We start from the raw sequence: 19,458 nt of genomic DNA, 5'->3' as shown, positions 1-19,458 counted from the left end.
ACCTTTCTGTTTCTCTGCTCTGGGGATATTCGCGCCAACGCTTCCGCAGTCTGCGCGCAAGGAGTTTAGAGTACTCGCAAGGTAGCCGGGGATGCCACATGAGCCGGGGCAGCGAAGTTTCCTCGCTCCCCGGCAGTTGGTGGGGCTTTAAGGGATCGTTTCCATGTTGCGGGACGTGATGACCACGACGCTGCCACCGCTGTCCAAGCTGCAGCCCAACAAACGGTTTTCTGGGGTATCCTCCCACAGTTTCGGCGCACCGTAAGCACAGTGCCCCAGGTCCGTGGTGAGGTGGCCACGGTTTCCGCCCTCGCCAGCCTGCCAGTCATGGTTAGCGTATTCATCCAGCAATTCCATGGCGTCATTGCAATTCGTGCCGTCCTCTTGCACGTAGACCAAACCGGTGTCTTCACCACGCGTACCGCTTTCACCGCACACCGTTCCGGTGTTGGCGATGCCATTCGCATCTGGCTTCGCTGGGAAGGTATCGGAGTAGTACTGGCCATCGTCCTTGACGGTGAAGTGGTGCCCGTTCGCCTTGACCACAAACTCGTTGCCACTGAGTGCTTCAAAGGTTCCACCGTCAAAGCTCACGGTCTCGCCCTCGTTGAGCGTTGCAACTTCGGTCGGTGTATAGAACTCAATGGCCCACACCGGGAAGAAGCCGCGGTCGCCGAGGTAGCTCACCGCGTTTGACCTCCAGCTCTGCATGACCGGCCCCGGATAAATTGGCGGATCGGCAAATTCGACCTTGCAGTTCGGGGCATCGGCCTCTTCGTGGATGAGGCAGAGGACGCGCCCATCCGGGCTCTTGACCGCTGGGATGGGGTTCGGAATCGTCGCTAGGTTGCCACCCGCCATAAAGTCCTGCGGATCGCGTTCCTTCAGGCCGCCGGGTTTGTCTTTATCGGGCTTGGCGCTGCTCGACGCCGCGGCCTCGGTAGAGCTACTGGAGGCAGATTCAGAACTGGCGGAGCTGGCTGAGTTCTGTTGAAACTGTGGCTCATCGCCCGCCGGCTCGCTCGTCGAAGAACACGAAGCCGCGGCGCAGGCCATGAGGGAGGCAGAAAGGATAGAGAGAAGCTTCTTCATAACAATCATCGTCCCACGAAATAGTGTTATGCCACTAGTTTTCCGAGTGTTTCGGGTCTTCGGGGTGTGCAGCGTCAAGAAGAATAACGCGACCGATACCGGATAAATCTTCGCAATGAATCCGACGTGCATACGGATTAGGTGTCTCAACGAATTCCGGTTCTCTGTGAGAGCACTTCCAGCCGTCAAGCTCCAGGATTCCCCGGGTGTTCACTTCTTTTATGTCCCACTCGTAGTTGACGTACTTGTCCACGATCTCCATTGCAGTCGTGCAATTCGTCCCGTCTGTCTGCACAAAGACTTTCTGGCGTCCAAAATTGGTGTCGGTCTCGCCGCAGACAGTACCCACGGGCGCATAGCCATTGGTGTCCGGCTTCAGCGGATAAGTATCCGCCGAAAACTGGCCGCCGTCCTTCACTGTGAAATGGTGGTCTTGGACCTGAACCGTGAATTCATCCGCACTGGGGGCTTCAAAAATCACGCCGTTGATATCGACTTTCTCGCCTTCCTCCAGCTGCTGTGAAGGAACCTGGTCCCCGGCATCCACCACGCCCTTGGGGAAGAAACCGGCACCTTTTTTATAGCTGACCATGTTTGCTTCCCATTGCGGGTTCTCGGGGTCAGGCAGGATGGGCGGGTTTTCAAAGCCAACGAAGCACCACGGCCCTTGAGAGCCCTCATGCAGAGAACACGACACCCTGCCGTCTGGGCTCCTCACTCCCCAGGCAACCGTCGTCTCATACCTGAATCCGGTAGCGCGGAAGTCCTCAGCATCGCGTTCTTTTAGTCTGGAAGATTGAGAATCAAACTCCGGCTCATTATCTGTAGAATCGCTCGCTACCGCAGCACCGGATTCTTCCGAACTGCTCTCAGAGCCGGAGCTATCCACAACTTCGAATCGAGGAGTGTCCTCTATTTCTTCATCGGAGGAACAGGCAACCAATCCAGCGGCCACCATCGGGAGTGTGAGAAGAGAGAAAAACTTTTTCATGCTTTGCATTGTTCCACGCAGGCAGGCTTCACGCTGGGTGTTTCCTTGCTACGACAACTTAAAGGCCCTTAAAACAACAACGCACAAGCCTTCGGCTGCGGGGCCGGTGGCTTGTGCGTTGAGGAGGAAACCTAGCGCGGAGACTAGTGCTCAGGTTTCACGATGGGGAAGAGTACCGTCTCACGGATCCCCAGGCCGGTCAGAGCCATAAGCAGGCGGTCCATGCCCATACCAGCGCCCGCTGTCGGCGGCATGCCCTGCTCCATGGCGGCGAGGAAGTCCTCATCCAAAACCATGGCTTCTTCATCGCCGCCAGCAGCCAAGCGGGCCTGGTCCTCGAAGCGCTCACGCTGGATTACGGGATCCACCAGCTCCGAGTAGCCGGTGGCCAGCTCGAAGCCGCGCACGTAAAGGTCCCACTTCTCCGTCACGCCTGGCTGCGAGCGGTGCTGACGGGTCAGCGGGGAGGTCTCAACCGGGAAGTTCTTCACAAAGATTGGGCCCTCAAGCTGGTCCTCGCAGAGCACCTCCCAGATCTCCTCCACCAGTTTGCCGTGGCCCCAGCCGCCGTTCTTCGGGACGTCGAGCCCGATGACGTCAGCAATCGCCTTGAGCTCCTCGACGGTGGAGTCGATGGTGACCTCCGGCTGGCCGGGGAACTTGCGCTGCAGAGCCTCGTTGAGGGAGGGGTACATTTCAATCTCCGGCCACTCTTCGCCACCGAAGTCATACTCAGTACCATCAGCCAAGGTGACGGTGGTGGAACCGAAGACCGCGCGGGCCACAGACTGGATGGACTCGCGGATAGTGCGGGCACAGTCGTTGTAGTCACCCCACGCCTCGTAGGTCTCCAGCATGGCAAACTCCGGGGAGTGGGAGCGGTCAACGCCCTCGTTACGGAAGTTGCGGTTGATCTCAAAGACGCGGTCGATGCCGCCGACCACAGCGCGCTTCAGGAAGAGCTCCGGAGCGATGCGCAGGTAGAGGTCAATGTCCAGGGCATTGGAGTGGGTCACGAACGGGCGGGCCGCCGCACCACCGTGGAGGGTCTGCAACATCGGGGTTTCGATCTCCACGAAGCCCTCATCTTCCAGGTAGTTGCGCAGCGCACGCATGACCTTCACGCGGGTCATGGCATTCTTGCGGGCCTCCTCGCGCACGATGAGGTCGTTGTAGCGCTGGCGCACGCGAGTTTCCTCGTTCATGTCCGCGAAGGAAACCGGAAGCGGGCGCAGGGACTTCGCCGCCATGGTCCACGTGGAGGCCATAACGGAGAGCTCGCCACGGCGCGAGGAAATGACGCGACCCCGCACGGAGATGAAATCACCCAGGTCAACGTCAGACTTCCACGCGGCGAGGCGCTCCTCCCCTACCTCTGCCAGCGACAGCATGGCCTGCACTTGGGTGCCATCGCCATCTTGCAAGGTGGCAAAGCAAAGCTTGCCGGTATTGCGCATGAAGATAAGGCGGCCGGCGATGGCTACCTCGACGTCAGTCTCCTCACCCGCGCTGAGGTAGGTGACGCCCTCTTCCGCGGCCGGCTCTTCGCCCTCGGCAACGACCTGGAACTGCTGGCGGAGATCCCGCAAGGAGATCGTGCGGTCTACGGTCACCGGATAGGGCTCGGTGCCGGACTCCAACAGTCGGGCGCGCTTCTCGCGGCGAATGCGCAGCTGCTCGGGGACGTCAGTAACTTCAGTATTCTTCTTCTCGCTCACGGTTGTCTAGGGTAGTCGATCCCCATACGCTGGCGCGATCCCGGTTCACAGAGAGTTCATCTGGTGGTTAGACAGCATCAACCGCGCGGTCATCTCAACCGTATTAACTCAGTGCGTCCGTTGCGACATCCCTTACGCAACCAACGATTTTCGATTTTTGGAGCATAACTTTCATGGCACTCAACGGCCGTAATCTCTTGGCTAACATGTTCACCTCGTCTCGTTCTTCTCTTACCTGCACCTACAAGTGCGGTAATGCCTGTTTCGGCGAATGCGAGAACACCTCCGACAACCCTTACTTCGGCGACCAGTTCTCCCGCCGTACCGCCCTGCGCGCCGGTGGCTTGGCCGTCGTCGCCGTCGGTGGTTCTTCTGCGCTGGCTGCATGCGCTGCTCCGGATGACAACGGGTCTGCGGCTGGCGGCTCCTCCGACAAGACCAGCGAGGTCAAGGGCTCTGACATCGAGCTCACCTCCGCCGAGGGCATGCACTTTGAAGCCGTAGAGGCCAATACCAAGGATGAGGTCGTCATCCCGAAGGGCTATGAGCAGTCCGTTCTGATTGCCTGGGGTGACCCGGTCATCGAGGGCGCACCGGAATTCGACGTCAACAACCAGACCGCCGCGGATGCGGAGAAGCAGTTCGGCTTCAACAATGACTTCGCCGGCCTCATCGAGCACCCGGATGACAAGAACCGCATGATCTACATGTGCTCGCATGAGTACACCACCGAGCCGATGATGTTCCCGGACTACGACCCGGAGAACCCCACCGAGGAGCAGGTAAAGATCGGCTGGGCCGGCCACGGCCACACCATCCTCGAGGTTTCCAAGGTGAAGGGCTCCGGCGAACTCAAGCGCGAATTCGGCCCGCTCAACCGCCGCATCACCGCCACCACCCCGTTCACCCTGGTTGGTCCGGCTAAAGGCACCGACCTGGTGAAGACCTCCGCCGATCCGAAGGGTGAGAAGGTCCTGGGTACCCTCAACAACTGCTCCGGTGGCGTGACCCCGTGGAACACCATGCTCTCCGGCGAAGAGAACTTCGACCAGTACTTCGCAGGCGGTGACGTCAAGGACGACAAGGCCGCTGAGTCTCTCAAGCGCTTCGGCATCAAGGAGGGCCCGTCCGACCGTAAGTGGGAGAAGTACGATGACCGCTTCGATGTAACCAAGGAGCCGAACGAGCCAAACCGCTTTGGCTGGCTCGTGGAGATCAACCCGCTAGATCCGAACTCCACCCCGGTCAAGCACACCGCTGTGGGCCGCTACAAGCACGAGGCTGGCAACATCCACATCACCAAGGATGGCACCGTGGTCTGCTACTCCGGCGATGACTCCCGCTTCGAGTACGTCTACAAGTTCGTTTCCTCCAAGAAGTACAAGGAAGGCGACCTGGAGCACAACATGACCATCCTGGACCACGGCACCCTGTACGTGGCCAAGATGGAAGGCAACTCCCCGGAGAAGGAAATCGACGGCTCCGGTGTCCTGCCGGAGGACGGTGCTTTCGACGGCAGCGGCGAGTGGGTCAAGCTGCTGACCTCCGATACGGAGAACAACAAGTTCGAGTCCCACGTGGACGGCATGTCCGCCGAGGAAGTCGCCGTCTTTACTCGTGAGGCCGCCGATAAGGTGGGCGCGACCAAGATGGACCGCCCAGAGGACGTTGAGGTTCACCCGGAGACCGAGAAGGTCTACATCGCGCTGACCAACAACAAGTACCGTGGCGCCACCGGTGAGAACGCTAAGAAGAACAAGGAAGACGCCAAGGAATGGGCTCCGGTCAAGGAGAACAAGAACGGCCTGGTCATGGAGCTCGAGGATGACCACGCCGGCGAGAAGTTCACCTGGAACCTCTTCCTGGTCTGCGGTGACCCGCGTGAGGCCAGCACCTACTTCGGCGGCTTCGATAAGGAGAAGGTCTCCCCGATTTCCTGCCCAGATAACCTGGCCTTCGACAACCACGGCAACCTGTGGATCTCCACTGACGGCAACGCGCTGGACTCCAACGATGGCCTCTACGCCGTGACCACCGAGGGTGAGACCCGCGGTGAGCTCAAGTGCTTCCTCACCGTCCCGGCGGGCGCGGAGACCTGTGGACCGATCGTCGACGATGACCGCGTCATGGTCAACGTTCAGCACCCGGGTGAGGCTGACGACGCCACCTTCGACAAGGCCACCTCCCACTGGCCTGACGGCGGCAAGTCCACCCCGCGCCCGGCCGTGGTTGTGGTGTGGAAGAAGGACGGCAAGATCGGTACCGAATAAGGCACCGACGTTGCGTAGTGCGCACTCTTAGGCGGTGCGCAGCTGCGCCTCCAGCACCTCCTGCGCAAAATCCCACAACGGGGTTGCAACCCCAGCCTTGGCGCCCATGCGTCGGATAGCTCCGACCTGGGCGTCAAGTTCGTTTGGTAGACCTTCTTTGATGTCGCGCTGCATGGAGGAGGTGTTGTCTGGGTGCTGCTGGCGGGCAAAGTCCATGGTCTGTTCCACCACGTTCTCCGGCAGCTCCACGCCGAGTGCGCGTCCAACGGCCTCGGCTTCCCGCATGAATACCTCGAGCTGGCCGGGGATTTCCTGGCACAGGTAGCCAATCGGTTTATCCACCAAGGCGCCCAGAGTGCCAGTCGGGGTGACGAACATGGCTTTCGACCAGACGTCGACAAGCGCGGCGTCGTGGAACTTGCTGGAGGCGCCCGCCTCCTTCAGCGCGGCCGCCAGCTCCTCGCCCGTATGGCGCAGTGACTCCGGCGCATCAGCACTCAGCGGACCAAAAGCCAAAGCCAAAGGCCCCGGATTGCGCTTGATCTGCGCCGGCCCCAGACGGGTGGCATAAACACGGGCAACCCCAGCAAGGATGTTTTCCTCCCCAAATTCCTCGGCCGCAAGATACGGAATCTCGACCGAGTTGTGCGTGGTCACCACTGGAACGCTCTGCAAGGCCTCGCGGTCCTCCGCGCTGCCAAAGGTCTCATTGCCCGGCAGCGCCTTCGACGCGATAATCGCCACGTCCAGCCCACCCAACAGCTCCTTGATCTCAGCAAAGGATTGCGCAGCCGGGACCTTAATAGCCTCGGTGGTGGTGGGTTCCGCGTGGGCGTCGATCAGCGTCACGCCCGTCTCCCCCAGCACCCGCAAGGTCTCACCACGGGCGACGAAGGCGACGTCGTGACCCGCTGCTTTCAGTTTTCCGCCAAAGTATCCGCCGATGGCGCCGGCTCCCAGAATTCCAATCTTCATGTCTCCAACCTAACCGGTGGAGACCTGCGCCACAGACTTTTATCCGCGCTGTTCTAAATTTCGGAAGCCAATTCCCAACGGCACGCCCGCGTTATCGATGAGCCGCACGCCGCCGATGGTGGCGGCGAGAAAGAGGCGGGCATCGCCCTCTGCGGGTGGCTCCCCAAGGTCGCGCCCGCGCAGCTCCACGTATTCCGGCTCGACGCCCGCGGCAGTGAGCACCTCACGTGCCACACGGACGACTTCCTCGGCCCCGGACTCCGCCGCATACGCGCCGGCGGTAAGTGCCGCTGACAATGCGCTGGCTTGCTCGCGTGCTTCAGGTGCCACGTCGGCATTGCGCAGGCTCATCACCACACCATCGGGCATGCGCACCGAGGGCACACCCTGCACACGCGCCCCGATGTGAAGGTCCGTAAAAGCTTGTTGGGTAGCCACGAGCAGCTCGTAGTCTTTCTCCCCCATGAACACATCACTGGGGCCAAGCGCACAGGTCAGCGCCACTATGCGGGTCAACTCCGCACAGACGTCTTCCATGCCGTGATCGGGTGCAAGGACCCGCGTGCGCTGGCTCTGCGTGCCATAGCGCCACACCACATCAACGCCGTCGAGGGCGGTGATGTCAGTGTCGTCGTCAACGGCGACGACAACCACGCTTCCGCGCACGCCCTGTGCTGCCTGCACTAAGGCAAGGTGCCCGGCGTGAATATCGCGGCCCAGCGGTACGAGCACCACGCGCTTGCCCGTCTTGCGGTAGGCGCTGCCCACCATGCGGATGCGCTCAATGTCCTCCACTAGGAGTTGTTCGGCCACGGCGCTTCCTTTCTTACTGCCCACAGTTCCAATTCTTCAATCTTTTCCTGCTCGCCCACAATCCGGGCAACGTCGCGGTAGTTCCGCGCCATGCCGAGCTCCACCGCGGCGGGGTAGGCATCGATAATGTCATCGGCGTCGAGGTCGAAGGAGCTGCCCATAAAATGTTCGATAATCTCCGCTTTTATCGACGCCCACACGGTGAGTGCACCGAGCATTTCCGCGTAGAACAGCCGCGCGGCTCGCTCGGCACGTTGTGCCTCAGGCACCGTTTCTGCGGTCTGGTGAATCTCTGAGAGCAACAATCTAATGACGGTATCCGCCACCTCATCGAGAGCGCCCACCGCGTAGGAGTCACCCAGGGGAGCTGCGGCAATCGTCAGACACCCGCGCGTTTCCAGCTCATCAAGGGCTTCCACCCCAGCCAGCAATGAGGTGTGGATGACGATTTGCTTGGGGCGCACGTGCTTTTCGACGTCCCCCACCGCCCCCTCCAGCTCCCTCGCCGTCGCGGCGAGAATCAGCGCATCGAAGCGGTCCAGCTGGGCGGGGTCCTCAAGCTTCTCAATGGTGTGGCCAGCCATCTCCAGACGGAGGGCGAAGTTAATGCCGGCTCGGGAATTACCCCACACCGCCACACGCATGCGCGGAGCAGACATCTACTTCTTCACGTCCTTGTCCGGCTCCTGCTGTTGCTTACGGCGCGCCAAAAGCTCCGCGACGGACACCGCACCCTCACGGTGTTCATCGCTGCGGCGACGGCCACGGGTGCTGGGCTGTGCGCTGTCTGACTCCGGCTTGCGATGGCGGTGGTGCGGCTGTGCGGGGCCAGTATCCTCCTTGACGTGCTGCGCGCCCGCAGCACCCTGGTTCCACTGCACGGCCTGGAAGCTATCGGTCTTGAACTCCGGCGCCTTCGGCTGCGACTGAGTCTGAGGCTTCTGCTGCTGCGGCTTCTGCTCGGTGCGCGCCTGCTGCTTCTCTGCCTTTACCTGAGGCTTTTCGGCCTTCGGCTGGGGCTGCGGCTGCGGCGCCTGCGGCTTCTGCTGTGGTTCACCCATGGGGCGAAACGCCGGGGCACGGTTCTGCGACGGCTGTGGTGCACCGAACGGGGATGGTGCTGGGCGGGTGCCCTGCTGATCTGCGGGCTGCTCGGCGGGTTTCGCAGCAGGCTGCTGGGCGTTGCCACGACCATTATCCGCCAGCAGATTATCCAGCGGATTGCTCACCGGGTGGGTCGGCTGCGAACCGAGGCGGCCTGCCACGGCGTCGACAGACGGCGCGCCACCGGACTTCTGAGTGAAGTTCACGTTGGGGGCATCGCCGCGCTCATCCACTCCTGCGCCGCCGGCCTTGCGCTCCAGCTCCTGGATGCGGCGAGCCTCCGCATACAGGGCGGCGGGCTCGTAGACCCACTCGCGCCCGGAGATCTCCTCGATTTGGGCGCGGATGGCTTCTAGCTCAGAGCGGATCTCCGCCAGGACCTGACTGTTGTCCGTAGTGGAAGCGCCGGAAGCGGTCAAAGTGGATGCAGCATGGGTGCGCTCTACTGCCAGAAGCTCCTTGGCCTCATGGGCCTGGCGGCGATAGCGCACAACCAGGAAGAAGCCCAGCACCGCAGCCCACAGGGAGGCGAGCAAGGCGATCTTCAGCGCATTCGCCGAACCCGAAATCAGCATGACCAGGCTGGCGATGACCGCCAGAATGACCAAGACGATGAGCCCGATGGAACCAGCATCCGTCTTCGAACCGGTCTCAGAAGACTCCGCCGGCGTTGGTGGCTGAGAGTCCGGCTGCGCAGAAAATTGGGCCGTCGGATAATCGTCCGGGGCCGACTCGTGCTGGGGCTCAGGGGCGTGATGCGGGCTCGTCATGCCCACTAACTTACCGCTTGTGCCCCATCAGTTGGAGGTGGCACCTCGCAGTGTCGCTCCAGCACCACTCCGGCGACACACATCGCGGCACCACCCAGCGCAGAGGTCACCACCCCAGCCAGGTCACCAGCCGCCGCGACGAGCTCACCCGCACGAGGCACCACGTAAACTGCCATGCCTGCATAGGCCCCGCCCACGATGGCGCCGGTCCACGCCGAGGCTTTGCCGACCAGCAAGAATTGCGCGATGGTCATGGGATTGAGCTGCGAGTTGTCCAGGCCGATGCCGTGCTCGTCTTCCTTGGCGCCGCGGACCTTAAGGGTCAACAGCACGCACACCAGCGCCATGGCCCACAGGGAAATCGACACCGTTGCCGGGATGGCCAGCATGGAGCCATAAAAGCGGGTGGTGAGGATGGCGGCCGCCGCGGCCACGAAAAGGGCCGTGCCGATGAGCGCGCCGATCGACGTCCTCGTCATTACTCCCCCAGTTCCTTCACCGCCGCGACCTCGTCCTCATCGAGGTCGGCGATGAGTTCGCGCACCAGGGTGCCGTTAAGCTGCGCGTGCTCATCCGCGGCCAGCCACGGCACGAGCACAAAGGCGCGCTCGTGGGCATAAGGGTGCGGCAGAGTAAGTTCCGGATCTTCGGAGGTCACGCCGTCTATCTGTACGATGTCCACGTCCAAGGTGCGCGGGCCCCAGTGCCGCACGCGCACACGCTCAGCGGCCTCCTCCAACTTCTGGCCGCGGCGCAGCAGCTCCAGCGAGGTGCAGTCCACGTCCACGATGAGCACCGCGTTGAGAAACTCATCCTGGTCAGTCACGCCCCACGGCGGGGTGGCATAGACCGGAGAGGCGGCGATGGTCTCATCGGCAAACTCATCAAAGACGGTCTGCAGCAGCGCGCGGCGATCCTCCATGTTGGAGCCGATGGACAGCACGGCGCGCATTAGCCTGCCATCCTCTTCCGGGAGCGGCGTGCTACGACGGCCACGTCCGCGAAGGTGCGCGGGATGGGTGCCTTCGGCTTGTGGATGGTCACCTCGATGGCGTGGAGAATCTCGAAGCGCCGCATGGCGGTCTCGGCGACTTCTTCAGCCACCGTCTCGATGAGGTCCCGGGAGGGGCCTTCGACGATGTCTGCGGTGACGTCAGCAAGCTCGGCGTAATTCACCGTGCGGGACAGGTCATCCTCGATGCCCGCGGTGTCCAACCAGCAGGTGACATCCACGATGAAGGGCTGTCCTGTCTTCTTCTCTTCCTCGAAGACTCCGTGGTAGCCAAAGCACTCCAGGCCGGTGAGCTCGATGCGATCCGCCATGTTTTATGCCTTTCCCAAAGAAGTGGACACCACTGTTCCGCCGTCCGCGCCGTTGGCGTAGCTGCCGGAGGCATGCGCGCCACCGGTGTAGGATGCGCCCGCGTTCCACGCCGCGGCAACGTCCACGGCATCGCGCGAGACATCCACCTCGTGCACGCGCACGCCCCAGGCGCCCATCTGCGCGGAGATGGCGGTCACGGCCGCGGTGGCCGGGTCCGCGAGCAGCGGGCTGGACTCGGCACCGCGATCCTCCCGGATGGCGGCGAGGAAGCGCTTGCGGGAGGCTCCCACCAACAGCGGGAATTCGCCCTGGAGGAACTCCGGCAAGGCCTTGAGCAAAGCCCAGTTATCTTGTGGGGACTTGGCAAAGCCCAGGCCCGGATCCACGACGATATTGTCGTGGCTGACACCTGCTTGCAGGGCGCTATCGGCCAGCTTCGCCAAGGATTCGTGGACATCGCGCACAACATCCCCGCCGTGGTCGGCCACTCCGGCCGCGCTGCCGAATTGGACGGTGCGCCAGTGCATGAGGCACACCGGCAGGCCGGTCTCGGCCATGGTGCGGTACATGTCTGGGTCGGCGGCACCACCGGAGACATCATTGATCATGTCGACGCCGGCCTCCGCAGCGGCTTTGGCAACCGAGGCCCGCATCGTATCCACGGAGGTCTTAATCCCCTCCTCGTGCAGCGCCTTGATGACGGGCACGACGCGGCTCTCTTCCTCCTCGGCAGCCACGCGCACTGCGCCCGGGCGGGTGGACTCGCCGCCGACATCGATCATGTCCGCGCCGGATTCCACGAGGTGGCGGGCGTGGTTGAGCGCATCGTCGATGTTGATCCAGCGCCCGCCGTCGGAGAAGGAATCCTCCGTGACGTTAACAATGCCCATGACCAGCGTGCGGCCGGGAACAGTGAGATCGCTGACTGCCATTGCTGCTAGCTCCTAATCAGGCTCATGACCTCCGCGCGGGAGGCCGCATTCTTCTTGAAACCACCGCGCACCGCGGAGGTTGTCGTGGTCGCTCCCGGCTTGCGGATGCCGCGCATGGCCATGCACAGGTGCTCGCACTCGATGACGACGATGACGGACTGCGCGTGGAGGACCTCCACCAGTGCATCGGCGATCTGGCTCGTGAGGCGCTCCTGCACCTGCGGGCGCTTGGCGTACATGTCCGCCAGGCGAGCCAGCTTGGACAGTCCAGTGACGTGGCCGTCGGGACCGGGGATGTAGCCGATGTGCGCCGTGCCATAGAAGGGCACGAGGTGATGCTCGCACGTGGAGTAGATGGGAATATCACGCACCAGGACAAGCTCTTGGTGCTCCTCGGCAAAGGTCTTGTGCAGGACCTCAGTCGGATCCTGGTGGAGTCCTGCGAAGACCTCGGCATAGGCGCGGGCCACGCGGGCCGGGGTCTCGCGCAGGCCCTCGCGGTCGGGGTCCTCGCCCACTGCGATGAGAAGCTCGCGGATGGCTGCTTCGGCGCGCTCGTGATCGAAGTCGTGTTGCGCCGGGATGTTATCGCTCATTGGTGTCGCCATCCTTGTATGGGTTGTTGCGGTATTCGTTCTCTCCCCAGCCGGGTGCTCCCCAGGAGTGATCCTCCGGCTTGGCATGGCGGCCGCGGCGTTCCGGTTCGCGCGGTTGCGGCTGGGCTTCCGGCTGCGGTGCAGCGGCATTCGGCACACGCGGAATCTCTTGGGTGTCCTCGTGGCTAGGGCCGGCCTGTTCTGGGGCCACGGTCTCCTCTTGCGCCCCATCGCTGGCGGCCTCGTCTGCGCTGAGCTGGCGGCCGGTGGGCTCGGTGATATCGGACTCGCCGAAGAAGGTATTGCCCTTCTCCGGATCCACAAAGTCGCCTGCGTGCTGGCCAAAGCTGAAGCCGATCTCCTCGACCGGCGCCGCCGATGTCTCGGCGGCGCCATCGGGCTCCCCGCCGTTTTCCTTCGCGCGCTCGAGCTCCGCGTGGCGGCGCGCGCGGGCGGCACGGGAGGCGTCGAGAAGCGTCATGCGCTTCGGCAACTCCTCGCCGCGCTCCTGGGCCAGCTCGACCGGGGTCTTCACCGGCTCGCGGCCAGCCTGGCGCGGGAAGCGGGCGTCCTCGTTCGGGAAGACGTCGAAAGCCTCGCGCGGCTCAATGCCTTCGAAGATGCCCTCGAGGTCCGGGCGGCGCAGGGTTTCCTTCTCCAAGAGCATCTCGGCGAGCTTATCCAGGTAGTCGCGGTGCTCGGAAAGGATGTCATAGGCCTGCTGGTGCGCGCGGTCCAGCAGGTAGGCCATCTGCTCATCAATCTTGGCGGCCACGGCATCCGAATAGTCGATGGAGCCACCGCCGCCGGCGGCATAGGCGAAGGGATCGCCCTGCTCCTTGCCGTACTTGACGGTTCCCAAATCCGGGCTGAAGCCATACTCTGTGATCATGGAGCGCGCAATCTTGGTGGCGTGCTCAATATCCGAAGAAGCGCCGGTGGTGGGTGCTCCGAACACGAGCTCTTCCGCGGCGCGCCCGCCCATGGCAAAGACGAGGCGTGAGAACAACTCATCGCGGGTGTACATGCCCTTATCGTCTTCCTGCGCGGTCATGGCGTGGCCGCCGGTGCGGCCGCGGGCCAAGATGGTCACCTTGTAGACGCGCTCGATATCCTTCAGCGCCCACGCGGACAGGGTGTGGCCGCCCTCGTGGTAGGCGGTGACCTTCTTCTCATGTTCGGAGATGATCTTGCCCTGGCGGCGCGGGCCGCCGACGACGCGGTCGGTGGCCTCCTCCAGCGCGTCATAGGTAATGACGTTGCCGCCGATGCGGGCGGTGAGCAGGGCAGCCTCGTTGAGCACGTTGGCCAGGTCCGCGCCGGACATACCGGCGGTGCGCTTGGCCAGCTGCGCCACATCCACTTCCTTAGCCAGCGGCTTGTCCTTGGCGTGCACGCGCAGGATTTGCTCGCGGCCGGCCAGGTCCGGGTTGGTCACCGGGATCTGGCGGTCGAAGCGTCCCGGGCGCAGAAGCGCCGGGTCCAGAATGTCGGGGCGGTTGGTCGCGGCGATGAGGATGACGCCTTCGCGGTCGCCGAAGCCATCCATCTCCACGAGTAGCTGGTTCAGCGTCTGCTCGCGCTCATCATGGCCACCGCCGGTGCCGGAACCACGCTGGCGACCCACAGCGTCAATCTCATCGACGAAGATGATGCACGGGCTGTTCTGCTTGGCCTGCTTGAACAGGTCACGCACGCGGGAGGCACCCACGCCGACGAACATCTCCACGAAGTCGGAGCCGGAAATGGAATAGAAAGGCACGCCAGCCTCGCCCGCGACCGCGCGGGCCAGAAGGGTCTTACCCGTGCCGGGAGGGCCATAAAGCAGCACGCCGCGCGGGATCTTTGCGCCCAGCTCATGGTAGCGCTCCGGATCATCCAGGAAGTCCTTGATTTCCTGCAGCTCATCCACAGCTTCATCCGCGCCGGCCACATCCGCGAAGGTGTTGGTAGGCATGTCCTTGGTCAGCTCCTTCGCCTTGGAACCACCAATGCCGAACATGCCGCCCGCGCCCTGCTGCATGCGGGTCATCATCCAGAACAGCAGCGCGAAGAGGATCAGCATCGGCAGCAGGAAGCTGATCATGGAGCCAATGAAGGAATCCTGTGTGACCTTGGTCTGGTACTTATCCGCACCGGAATCCTTGACCGCGTTGAAGACCTGCTCGGAGGCGCGTGCCGGGTACTTGGCAATGACCTCTTCGATGCCCTCTTGCTCTTCTACCGTCACCGGCTTCTTGAGCTTGAGGCGCAGTTGCTGTTCGCGGTCATCGATCTGCGCTTCCTCGACGTTCTTAGAGCTCAACTGCTCCATGGCCACGGAGGTGTCGACCTGCTTGAAGCTCCGGGCATCGTTGCTAAAGAACGTAAAGGCGTACAGCAGAATGAGAACCAGGCCCGCGATCGAGCCATAGCGGATGATGTTCTTGTTTTTCATTAATTACCTTGCGAATTCGAGGCCTCAAACCAAAGAGGGCAAGAAAAGACTAGTCGTTGCTGTAGACCGCAGGCTCCAGGGTGCCCACGTAGGGCAGGTCGCGGTAGCGCTCCGCGAAATCCAGGCCATAGCCCACGACGAACTCATTCGGGATATCAAAGCCGACGTCGAAGAGATCCAGCTCCGCCTTGACCACCTCGGGCTTGCGCAGCAGCGTGACCACTTCCAGGGAACGCGGCTGGCGGCCCTGCAGGTTGCGGATGAGCCACGACAAGGTCAGGCCGGAATCAATGATGTCCTCCACGATGACCACATCGCGGCCTTCGATATCGCGGTCCAAGTCCTTCAAAATGCGCACCACGCCCGAAGAGGAGGCCGAATTACCGTAGGAGGACACCGCCATGAACTCTAGCTGGGACGGGATAGCCAGCTTGCGGGCAAAATCCGTCAGGAAGAAAACCGCGCCCTTGAGCACGCAGACCAAGATGAGGTCATCATCGGCGTTGCTGTATTTCTCGGACACGCGATCCGCCATCTCCTGGATGCGCGCCTGAAGATCGTCTTCGGTGATGAGAACGTTTTTGATGTCCTCTCCATAAGGATGGGCGGGGACGGCTAAATCATGGTTGTCGTGCACGTGAGCGCTCCTTTGCTGACCGAGGCAATAGTGACAGTTTGCCACCAACGCGTGCGACTTCCAACCTTGTACCTTTCTTTTCACTGCGGACGGCGACAGGGCCCTGTCCATGCCACCGCGTGCACAGGGCATCGATGCCGCGCACTGCCTCGCGAGTAACTTCTACTCCTTCCTCGCGCAGCCACGCGGCGATCGCCCGGCGACGCTTCGGTTCCGGAAGGGCGGCCAGCTCGGCGCAGTCGGAGGTGGGGGGTGGGCTCAGGAGGGCGTCGTCAAGCGCGGCGTCGTGGGCGGCCTGAGCCAAGGCCGGCACGGGGTCACCACCCACGATCTTCTGCAGGCGCGGGAGGATCTCGCGGCGCAGTGCTACGCGGCGGAAGGCCAGGTCCTGGTTTTGAGGGTCCTGCCAGACCTCCAGCCCCAGCTCCGCGCAGGCGGCCTCGGTCTGGGCGCGGCGCACGCTGAGCAGGGGGCGCACAACGCGCACGCCCTCGACATCGGAACGCTCGCGCATGCCCGCGACCTTCCCCCGCAGGGCGCTCAGCAGCAGGGTTTCGGCCTGGTCATCCGCAGTATGCGCCACCGCCACCTCGCCCCAGGGTGCGAAGGCACGGTACCGGGCGGCGCGGGCTTCTGCCTCAACGGAGCCGTGCTTGGCGACGTCCACCCGCAACACCTCCGCCCCCGCCCCCAAGGCGCGGGCCTGCTCGGCAGCCCGGCGCGCCTGCGTGGCCGAGCCTTCCTGGAGGCCGTGGTCGACACACAGCGCTGTCACCTCGTGTCCTTCGGCCACGAGAGCAGCAGTCAGCGCCAAGGAATCGGCCCCGCCGGACAGGCCCACCGCGATGGCGCGTGGTTGCTCACCCACCACGGCGCGGGCGGCCACGCGGCAGGCCAAGAAGTTGGGGCTTTTGCGCGGCCAAAAAGGTTTCTTAGAAGTCATGGAGTGCGGCGGCGAGGGCGTCTTGGGCCTGGCGGGCGGAAGTGACTTCGCCGTCGTTGACTAAGAAGGCGAAGGCGTACACGCGACCCGACTGGCCCTGGGCGGTGCCGGTTAGCGCGGAGGTTCCCGTGAGAGTGCCGGTCTTGGCGCGAACGTACCCGCGGGCGGGCGACTCGTGGTAGCGCTCGTAGAGCGTGCCCTCGCCGCCGGCAAGGGGGAGGTAGCCCAGGAGTGGGCGCAGCTCTTCGGTGGCTACGGCTTGATCTGCGATGTGGGCGAGTACGTCGGCGGGGATGCGGTTATCGCGGGAGAGGCCGGAGCCGTCCTTTAAGGTGACGCCGTTGACGTCGATGCCGTGGCCTTCAAGTACGTCGAGCATGGTTTTCGTGGCGCCCTCAAAGCTTGCCTCCGTGCCCTGGCCGACGGCCAGCTCGCGGGCGATGGCCTCCGCCATGACGTTGTCGGAGTCCTTCACTGCCTGCTGTGCGCGTAAGGCCAGCGGCTCGGATTCCGTCGCGGCGATGACCTCGGAGTTTTCGGGGGAAGCGGCGATATCCGCCTTGTCGGTTCCCAGGCGGGAGGCCAACGCGCGGGCGACGTCGAGGGCCGGCTCGTGAGAACGCGGAACGTCACCAGTCTTCTCCCCCAGGCGCCCGCCGTAGAGCATGGCCGGCTGGATGGGGGCGACGAAACCGCCGTCAATATTGTCATCATCCCAGCCCGGTGCCTGGTCGGGCCCGGCCCAGATGGAGGTGTCGATGGAGACCCGTGTGACGGTATCCATCTTCTGCTGGATCTGTTCTGCCAGCTCATCGAGGCGCTCGTCCGTCAGCCAGACATCGCCGGCGGCCTTGATAACCACTTCGCCTTCCTGCTCACCTGCGACCACTTCGGTGGTGAGGCGTTCTTCCTCATCGAGCGCGAGAGTTGCTGCGGCGAGGGTGAGGACCTTGGTGGCGGAGGCCGGGGTCAGCGGCTTCGCGGGCTCGCGTTCCCACAGCACGTCGTGGGTGGTGGTGTCGATGACCTGGCCGCCGAAGGTAGCGAGGGCCTTGTCCTTGCCCAGCTCATCCAACCGTGCTTTAAGCGCGGCGGCGTCAATGTCGCCGGGCTCGACGGGCTGGACCAGTGCTGCGGGTTCCTCCTGCTTATAGGGCTGACCGTGGTCCAGGTGATCGTAGGTGCGTTGGACTTCTACGCCCACTGCGGCCGTCGCCGCCACGACGCCGGCCGTGACGAGGGCCGCAGTACTCCACCAGACATGCTTCGCTTTCATCGCCCTTTAGACTAGCGCGGTAGACTAAGCGGAGCACATGCCAACCTATTAGTTATGGAGGATTCAGCCGTGAGCGTTGAAGTAACCATCGAGATCCCAAAGGGCTCCCGCAACAAGTACGAGATCGACCACGAGACCGGCAAGGTCCACCTCGACCGCTACCTGTTCACCCCGATGGCCTACCCGGCTGACTACGGCTTCATCGACCACACCCTGGGTGAGGACGGCGACCCGCTCGACGCACTGGTCATTCTCCCGGAACCGGTTTTCCCGGGCGTTGTCGTGGAAGCTCGCATCCTCGGCGTGTTCAAGATGACCGACGAGGCCGGCGGCGATGACAAGCTGCTCGCCGTTATCGATGACCCGCGCTGGGAGCGCTACCAGGACATCAACGATGTGGAGCAGCACATCAAGGATGAGATCGAGCACTTCTTCACCCGCTACAAGGACCTGGAGCCGAACAAGGAAGTTACCGGCTCCGGCTGGGGCGACAAGGCTGAGGCAGAGAAGATCCTCGAGGAAGCAAAGGCTCGCTTCAAGTAAGCCGCTGCTTCCGCGTGCCAGCGAGAGCACTGTCAGGTACGTTTTGGTAAATAAGGGCTGAAAACCTACCAGTTTTTCGCCACTATTTGCGAAAACGTACCTTTTTCGTTCCGGGGGGAACATTGATTGAGATTTATCGGGGACGCGATGTCTCCCGCGGGGCTCGGCGCAAGGGAGCCATCAAGATTGCGAATGGCTTTTACCTCTCAAAGGAGCCAACACCGCTTCAGCTAGCACAAATCATGTCGCGTGAATGGCCTGACTTAGCGCTTGACGGCTATTCCGCCGCTCGCCGGTACTTAGAACAGCCCCTTCAATTCCCGCTCGAGTTTATTCGCGACTCCACTCTCCCATCGAGCACGTACTTTCGCAGTCGGCGGGCGCGCCCCAAGGCGCTGGGCAGCATGAACGGAGTCAATGTATGTAGTCCCCTGCAATGCATTGAGACGATGGCGCAGGAGGATGCCGTAGCCTTCATCGAGGCCTTCTTCGCCGGGCCGCACGGACGCTCGCGCATCGAGACCGAACAGCTAGACTTTCGCCGCCTGCCCAAGCACACGCGTGAAATCCTAGAGAAAGCCATCGTTGGGGCGGATAGCAAGCCGGAGCGCGACCTCACCCGAGGCCTCGAGCCGCACGTCAAGGTCCGCAACAACGTGCGGGTTGGGTCCTACCGCTGGGACTTGGTGCTAGAGGAGTACAAGGTGGCCATCGAGGTGGACGGCTATGCCTATCACAAAGGCGAGAACCGGCAGCGTTTCGAAATCGACCGCCAGAAGCTTAACGACGCCATCCAGCGCGGCTACCGGCCCCTCCACTTCACCGCCGCCACGATTGAGCACCACCTCGACGTCGCTGTGTACCAGGTTCTCGCGGTCATACAAGGGCGGGGTGAGTTCGTGCCTCCGCCGTGGAAGTGGCACCACTACTGGCGGTGGGAAGGCGAGCGTTGGGCGGGCTAGCATTGCAGCTGTTCAGTCGCAACGTGCCGACAACGAACTGGGCTGACTAACGCTGCGGCTTACTAACACTGCAGC

The 19,458-nt window shown here is 62.9% G+C and carries 19 protein-coding genes; 3 read left to right on the top strand and 16 right to left on the bottom strand.

From position 1 onward, the window contains the following. Nucleotides 1–147 precede the first annotated feature (147 nt). The 3 genes from HMPREF3147_RS06020 to lysS form a co-directional block, all read right to left on the bottom strand. The gene (locus tag HMPREF3147_RS06020) at nt 148–1,092 is read right to left on the bottom strand and encodes a hypothetical protein (RefSeq protein WP_070446070.1); all 945 of its coding nucleotides are present in this window, start codon (nt 1,090–1,092) and stop codon (nt 148–150) included. A gap of 34 nt (nt 1,093–1,126) precedes the next feature. Next, on the bottom strand, nt 1,127–2,083 hold the full coding sequence (locus HMPREF3147_RS06015; RefSeq protein WP_141740721.1) for a hypothetical protein: 957 nt from the start codon (nt 2,081–2,083) through the stop codon (nt 1,127–1,129). A 143-nt stretch (nt 2,084–2,226) separates the two neighbouring features. Beyond that, the gene (lysS, locus tag HMPREF3147_RS06010; protein WP_070445913.1) at nt 2,227–3,801 is read right to left on the bottom strand and encodes a lysine--tRNA ligase; all 1,575 of its coding nucleotides are present in this window, start codon (nt 3,799–3,801) and stop codon (nt 2,227–2,229) included. 173 nt (nt 3,802–3,974) lie between these two features. On the opposite strand from lysS, the gene HMPREF3147_RS06005 reads away from it, so the two are divergent. Further along, nucleotides 3,975–6,071, top strand: coding sequence for a PhoX family protein (locus HMPREF3147_RS06005; RefSeq protein ID WP_070445910.1), 2,097 nt, complete (start codon nt 3,975–3,977; stop codon nt 6,069–6,071). A 27-nt stretch (nt 6,072–6,098) separates the two neighbouring features. Here HMPREF3147_RS06005 and HMPREF3147_RS06000 read toward each other — a convergent pair whose 3' ends face one another. Genes HMPREF3147_RS06000 through dacB form a run of 13 tightly spaced genes read right to left on the bottom strand, consistent with a single transcriptional unit; the run spans nt 6,099 to nt 17,878 of the window. Then, the gene (locus tag HMPREF3147_RS06000; protein WP_070445907.1) at nt 6,099–7,046 is read right to left on the bottom strand and encodes a 2-dehydropantoate 2-reductase; all 948 of its coding nucleotides are present in this window, start codon (nt 7,044–7,046) and stop codon (nt 6,099–6,101) included. Nucleotides 7,047–7,085: 39 nt separating this feature from the next. Continuing rightward, nucleotides 7,086–7,817: a pantoate--beta-alanine ligase gene (locus HMPREF3147_RS05995; RefSeq protein ID WP_070446064.1), complete on the bottom strand. Its 732-nt coding sequence runs from the start codon at nt 7,815–7,817 to the stop codon at nt 7,086–7,088. A 23-nt stretch (nt 7,818–7,840) separates the two neighbouring features. Next, on the bottom strand, nt 7,841–8,518 hold the full coding sequence (locus HMPREF3147_RS05990) for a 6PGD fold domain-containing protein (RefSeq protein ID WP_083276450.1): 678 nt from the start codon (nt 8,516–8,518) through the stop codon (nt 7,841–7,843). Then, nucleotides 8,519–9,733: a DUF4229 domain-containing protein gene (locus tag HMPREF3147_RS05985; protein WP_070445904.1), complete on the bottom strand. Its 1,215-nt coding sequence runs from the start codon at nt 9,731–9,733 to the stop codon at nt 8,519–8,521. Between the two features lie 5 nt (nt 9,734–9,738). Beyond that, nucleotides 9,739–10,212, bottom strand: a complete 474-nt coding sequence (locus HMPREF3147_RS05980; RefSeq protein ID WP_070445901.1) for a DUF3180 domain-containing protein — start codon at nt 10,210–10,212, stop codon at nt 9,739–9,741. After that, nucleotides 10,212–10,685 (bottom strand): 2-amino-4-hydroxy-6-hydroxymethyldihydropteridine diphosphokinase, encoded by a 474-nt coding sequence (gene folK / locus HMPREF3147_RS05975; RefSeq protein WP_070445897.1) that lies wholly within the window; start codon nt 10,683–10,685, stop codon nt 10,212–10,214. The genes HMPREF3147_RS05980 and folK overlap by 1 nt, the downstream gene beginning before the upstream one ends. After that, a complete protein-coding gene (gene folB, locus HMPREF3147_RS05970; protein ID WP_070445894.1) occupies nt 10,685–11,056 on the bottom strand; it encodes a dihydroneopterin aldolase in 372 nt (123 codons plus the stop codon). The genes folK and folB overlap by 1 nt, the downstream gene beginning before the upstream one ends. A 3-nt stretch (nt 11,057–11,059) precedes the next feature. Further along, entirely contained in the window at nt 11,060–11,989 is a 930-nt protein-coding gene (gene folP / locus HMPREF3147_RS05965) for a dihydropteroate synthase (RefSeq protein ID WP_070445890.1), read from the bottom strand. Nucleotides 11,990–11,994: 5 nt separating this feature from the next. Beyond that, entirely contained in the window at nt 11,995–12,585 is a 591-nt protein-coding gene (gene folE, locus HMPREF3147_RS05960; protein ID WP_070445888.1) for a GTP cyclohydrolase I FolE, read from the bottom strand. Next, nucleotides 12,575–15,022 (bottom strand): ATP-dependent zinc metalloprotease FtsH, encoded by a 2,448-nt coding sequence (gene ftsH, locus HMPREF3147_RS05955; protein ID WP_070445885.1) that lies wholly within the window; start codon nt 15,020–15,022, stop codon nt 12,575–12,577. Before ftsH ends, folE begins: the two co-directional genes overlap by 11 nt. Before the next feature lie 49 nt (nt 15,023–15,071). Beyond that, the gene (gene hpt / locus HMPREF3147_RS05950; protein ID WP_070445882.1) at nt 15,072–15,659 is read right to left on the bottom strand and encodes a hypoxanthine phosphoribosyltransferase; all 588 of its coding nucleotides are present in this window, start codon (nt 15,657–15,659) and stop codon (nt 15,072–15,074) included. Continuing rightward, the gene (tilS, locus tag HMPREF3147_RS05945) at nt 15,643–16,602 is read right to left on the bottom strand and encodes a tRNA lysidine(34) synthetase TilS (protein WP_083276449.1); all 960 of its coding nucleotides are present in this window, start codon (nt 16,600–16,602) and stop codon (nt 15,643–15,645) included. Before tilS ends, hpt begins: the two co-directional genes overlap by 17 nt. Further along, nucleotides 16,592–17,878 carry a D-alanyl-D-alanine carboxypeptidase/D-alanyl-D-alanine endopeptidase gene (gene dacB, locus HMPREF3147_RS05940; RefSeq protein ID WP_070445876.1) on the bottom strand — a complete coding sequence of 429 codons (1,287 nt, stop codon included), beginning with the start codon at nt 17,876–17,878 and terminating at the stop codon, nt 16,592–16,594. Before dacB ends, tilS begins: the two co-directional genes overlap by 11 nt. Before the next feature lie 69 nt (nt 17,879–17,947). Between dacB and HMPREF3147_RS05935 the strand changes: the two genes are divergently transcribed. Both HMPREF3147_RS05935 and HMPREF3147_RS05930 read left to right on the top strand, forming a co-directional pair. Then, a complete protein-coding gene (locus HMPREF3147_RS05935; protein ID WP_070445872.1) occupies nt 17,948–18,421 on the top strand; it encodes an inorganic diphosphatase in 474 nt (157 codons plus the stop codon). Between the two features lie 404 nt (nt 18,422–18,825). Continuing rightward, entirely contained in the window at nt 18,826–19,383 is a 558-nt protein-coding gene (locus HMPREF3147_RS05930) for a DUF559 domain-containing protein (RefSeq protein WP_236659381.1), read from the top strand. The last annotated feature ends 75 nt before the right edge of the window (nt 19,384–19,458 follow it).

The sequence above is a fragment of the Corynebacterium sp. HMSC05D03 genome (assembly GCF_001807205.1).
In the GTDB taxonomy this organism is placed as follows: Bacteria; Actinomycetota; Actinomycetes; order Mycobacteriales; family Mycobacteriaceae; genus Corynebacterium; species Corynebacterium aurimucosum.
This window is presented reverse-complemented; position numbering and strand designations above follow the sequence as displayed.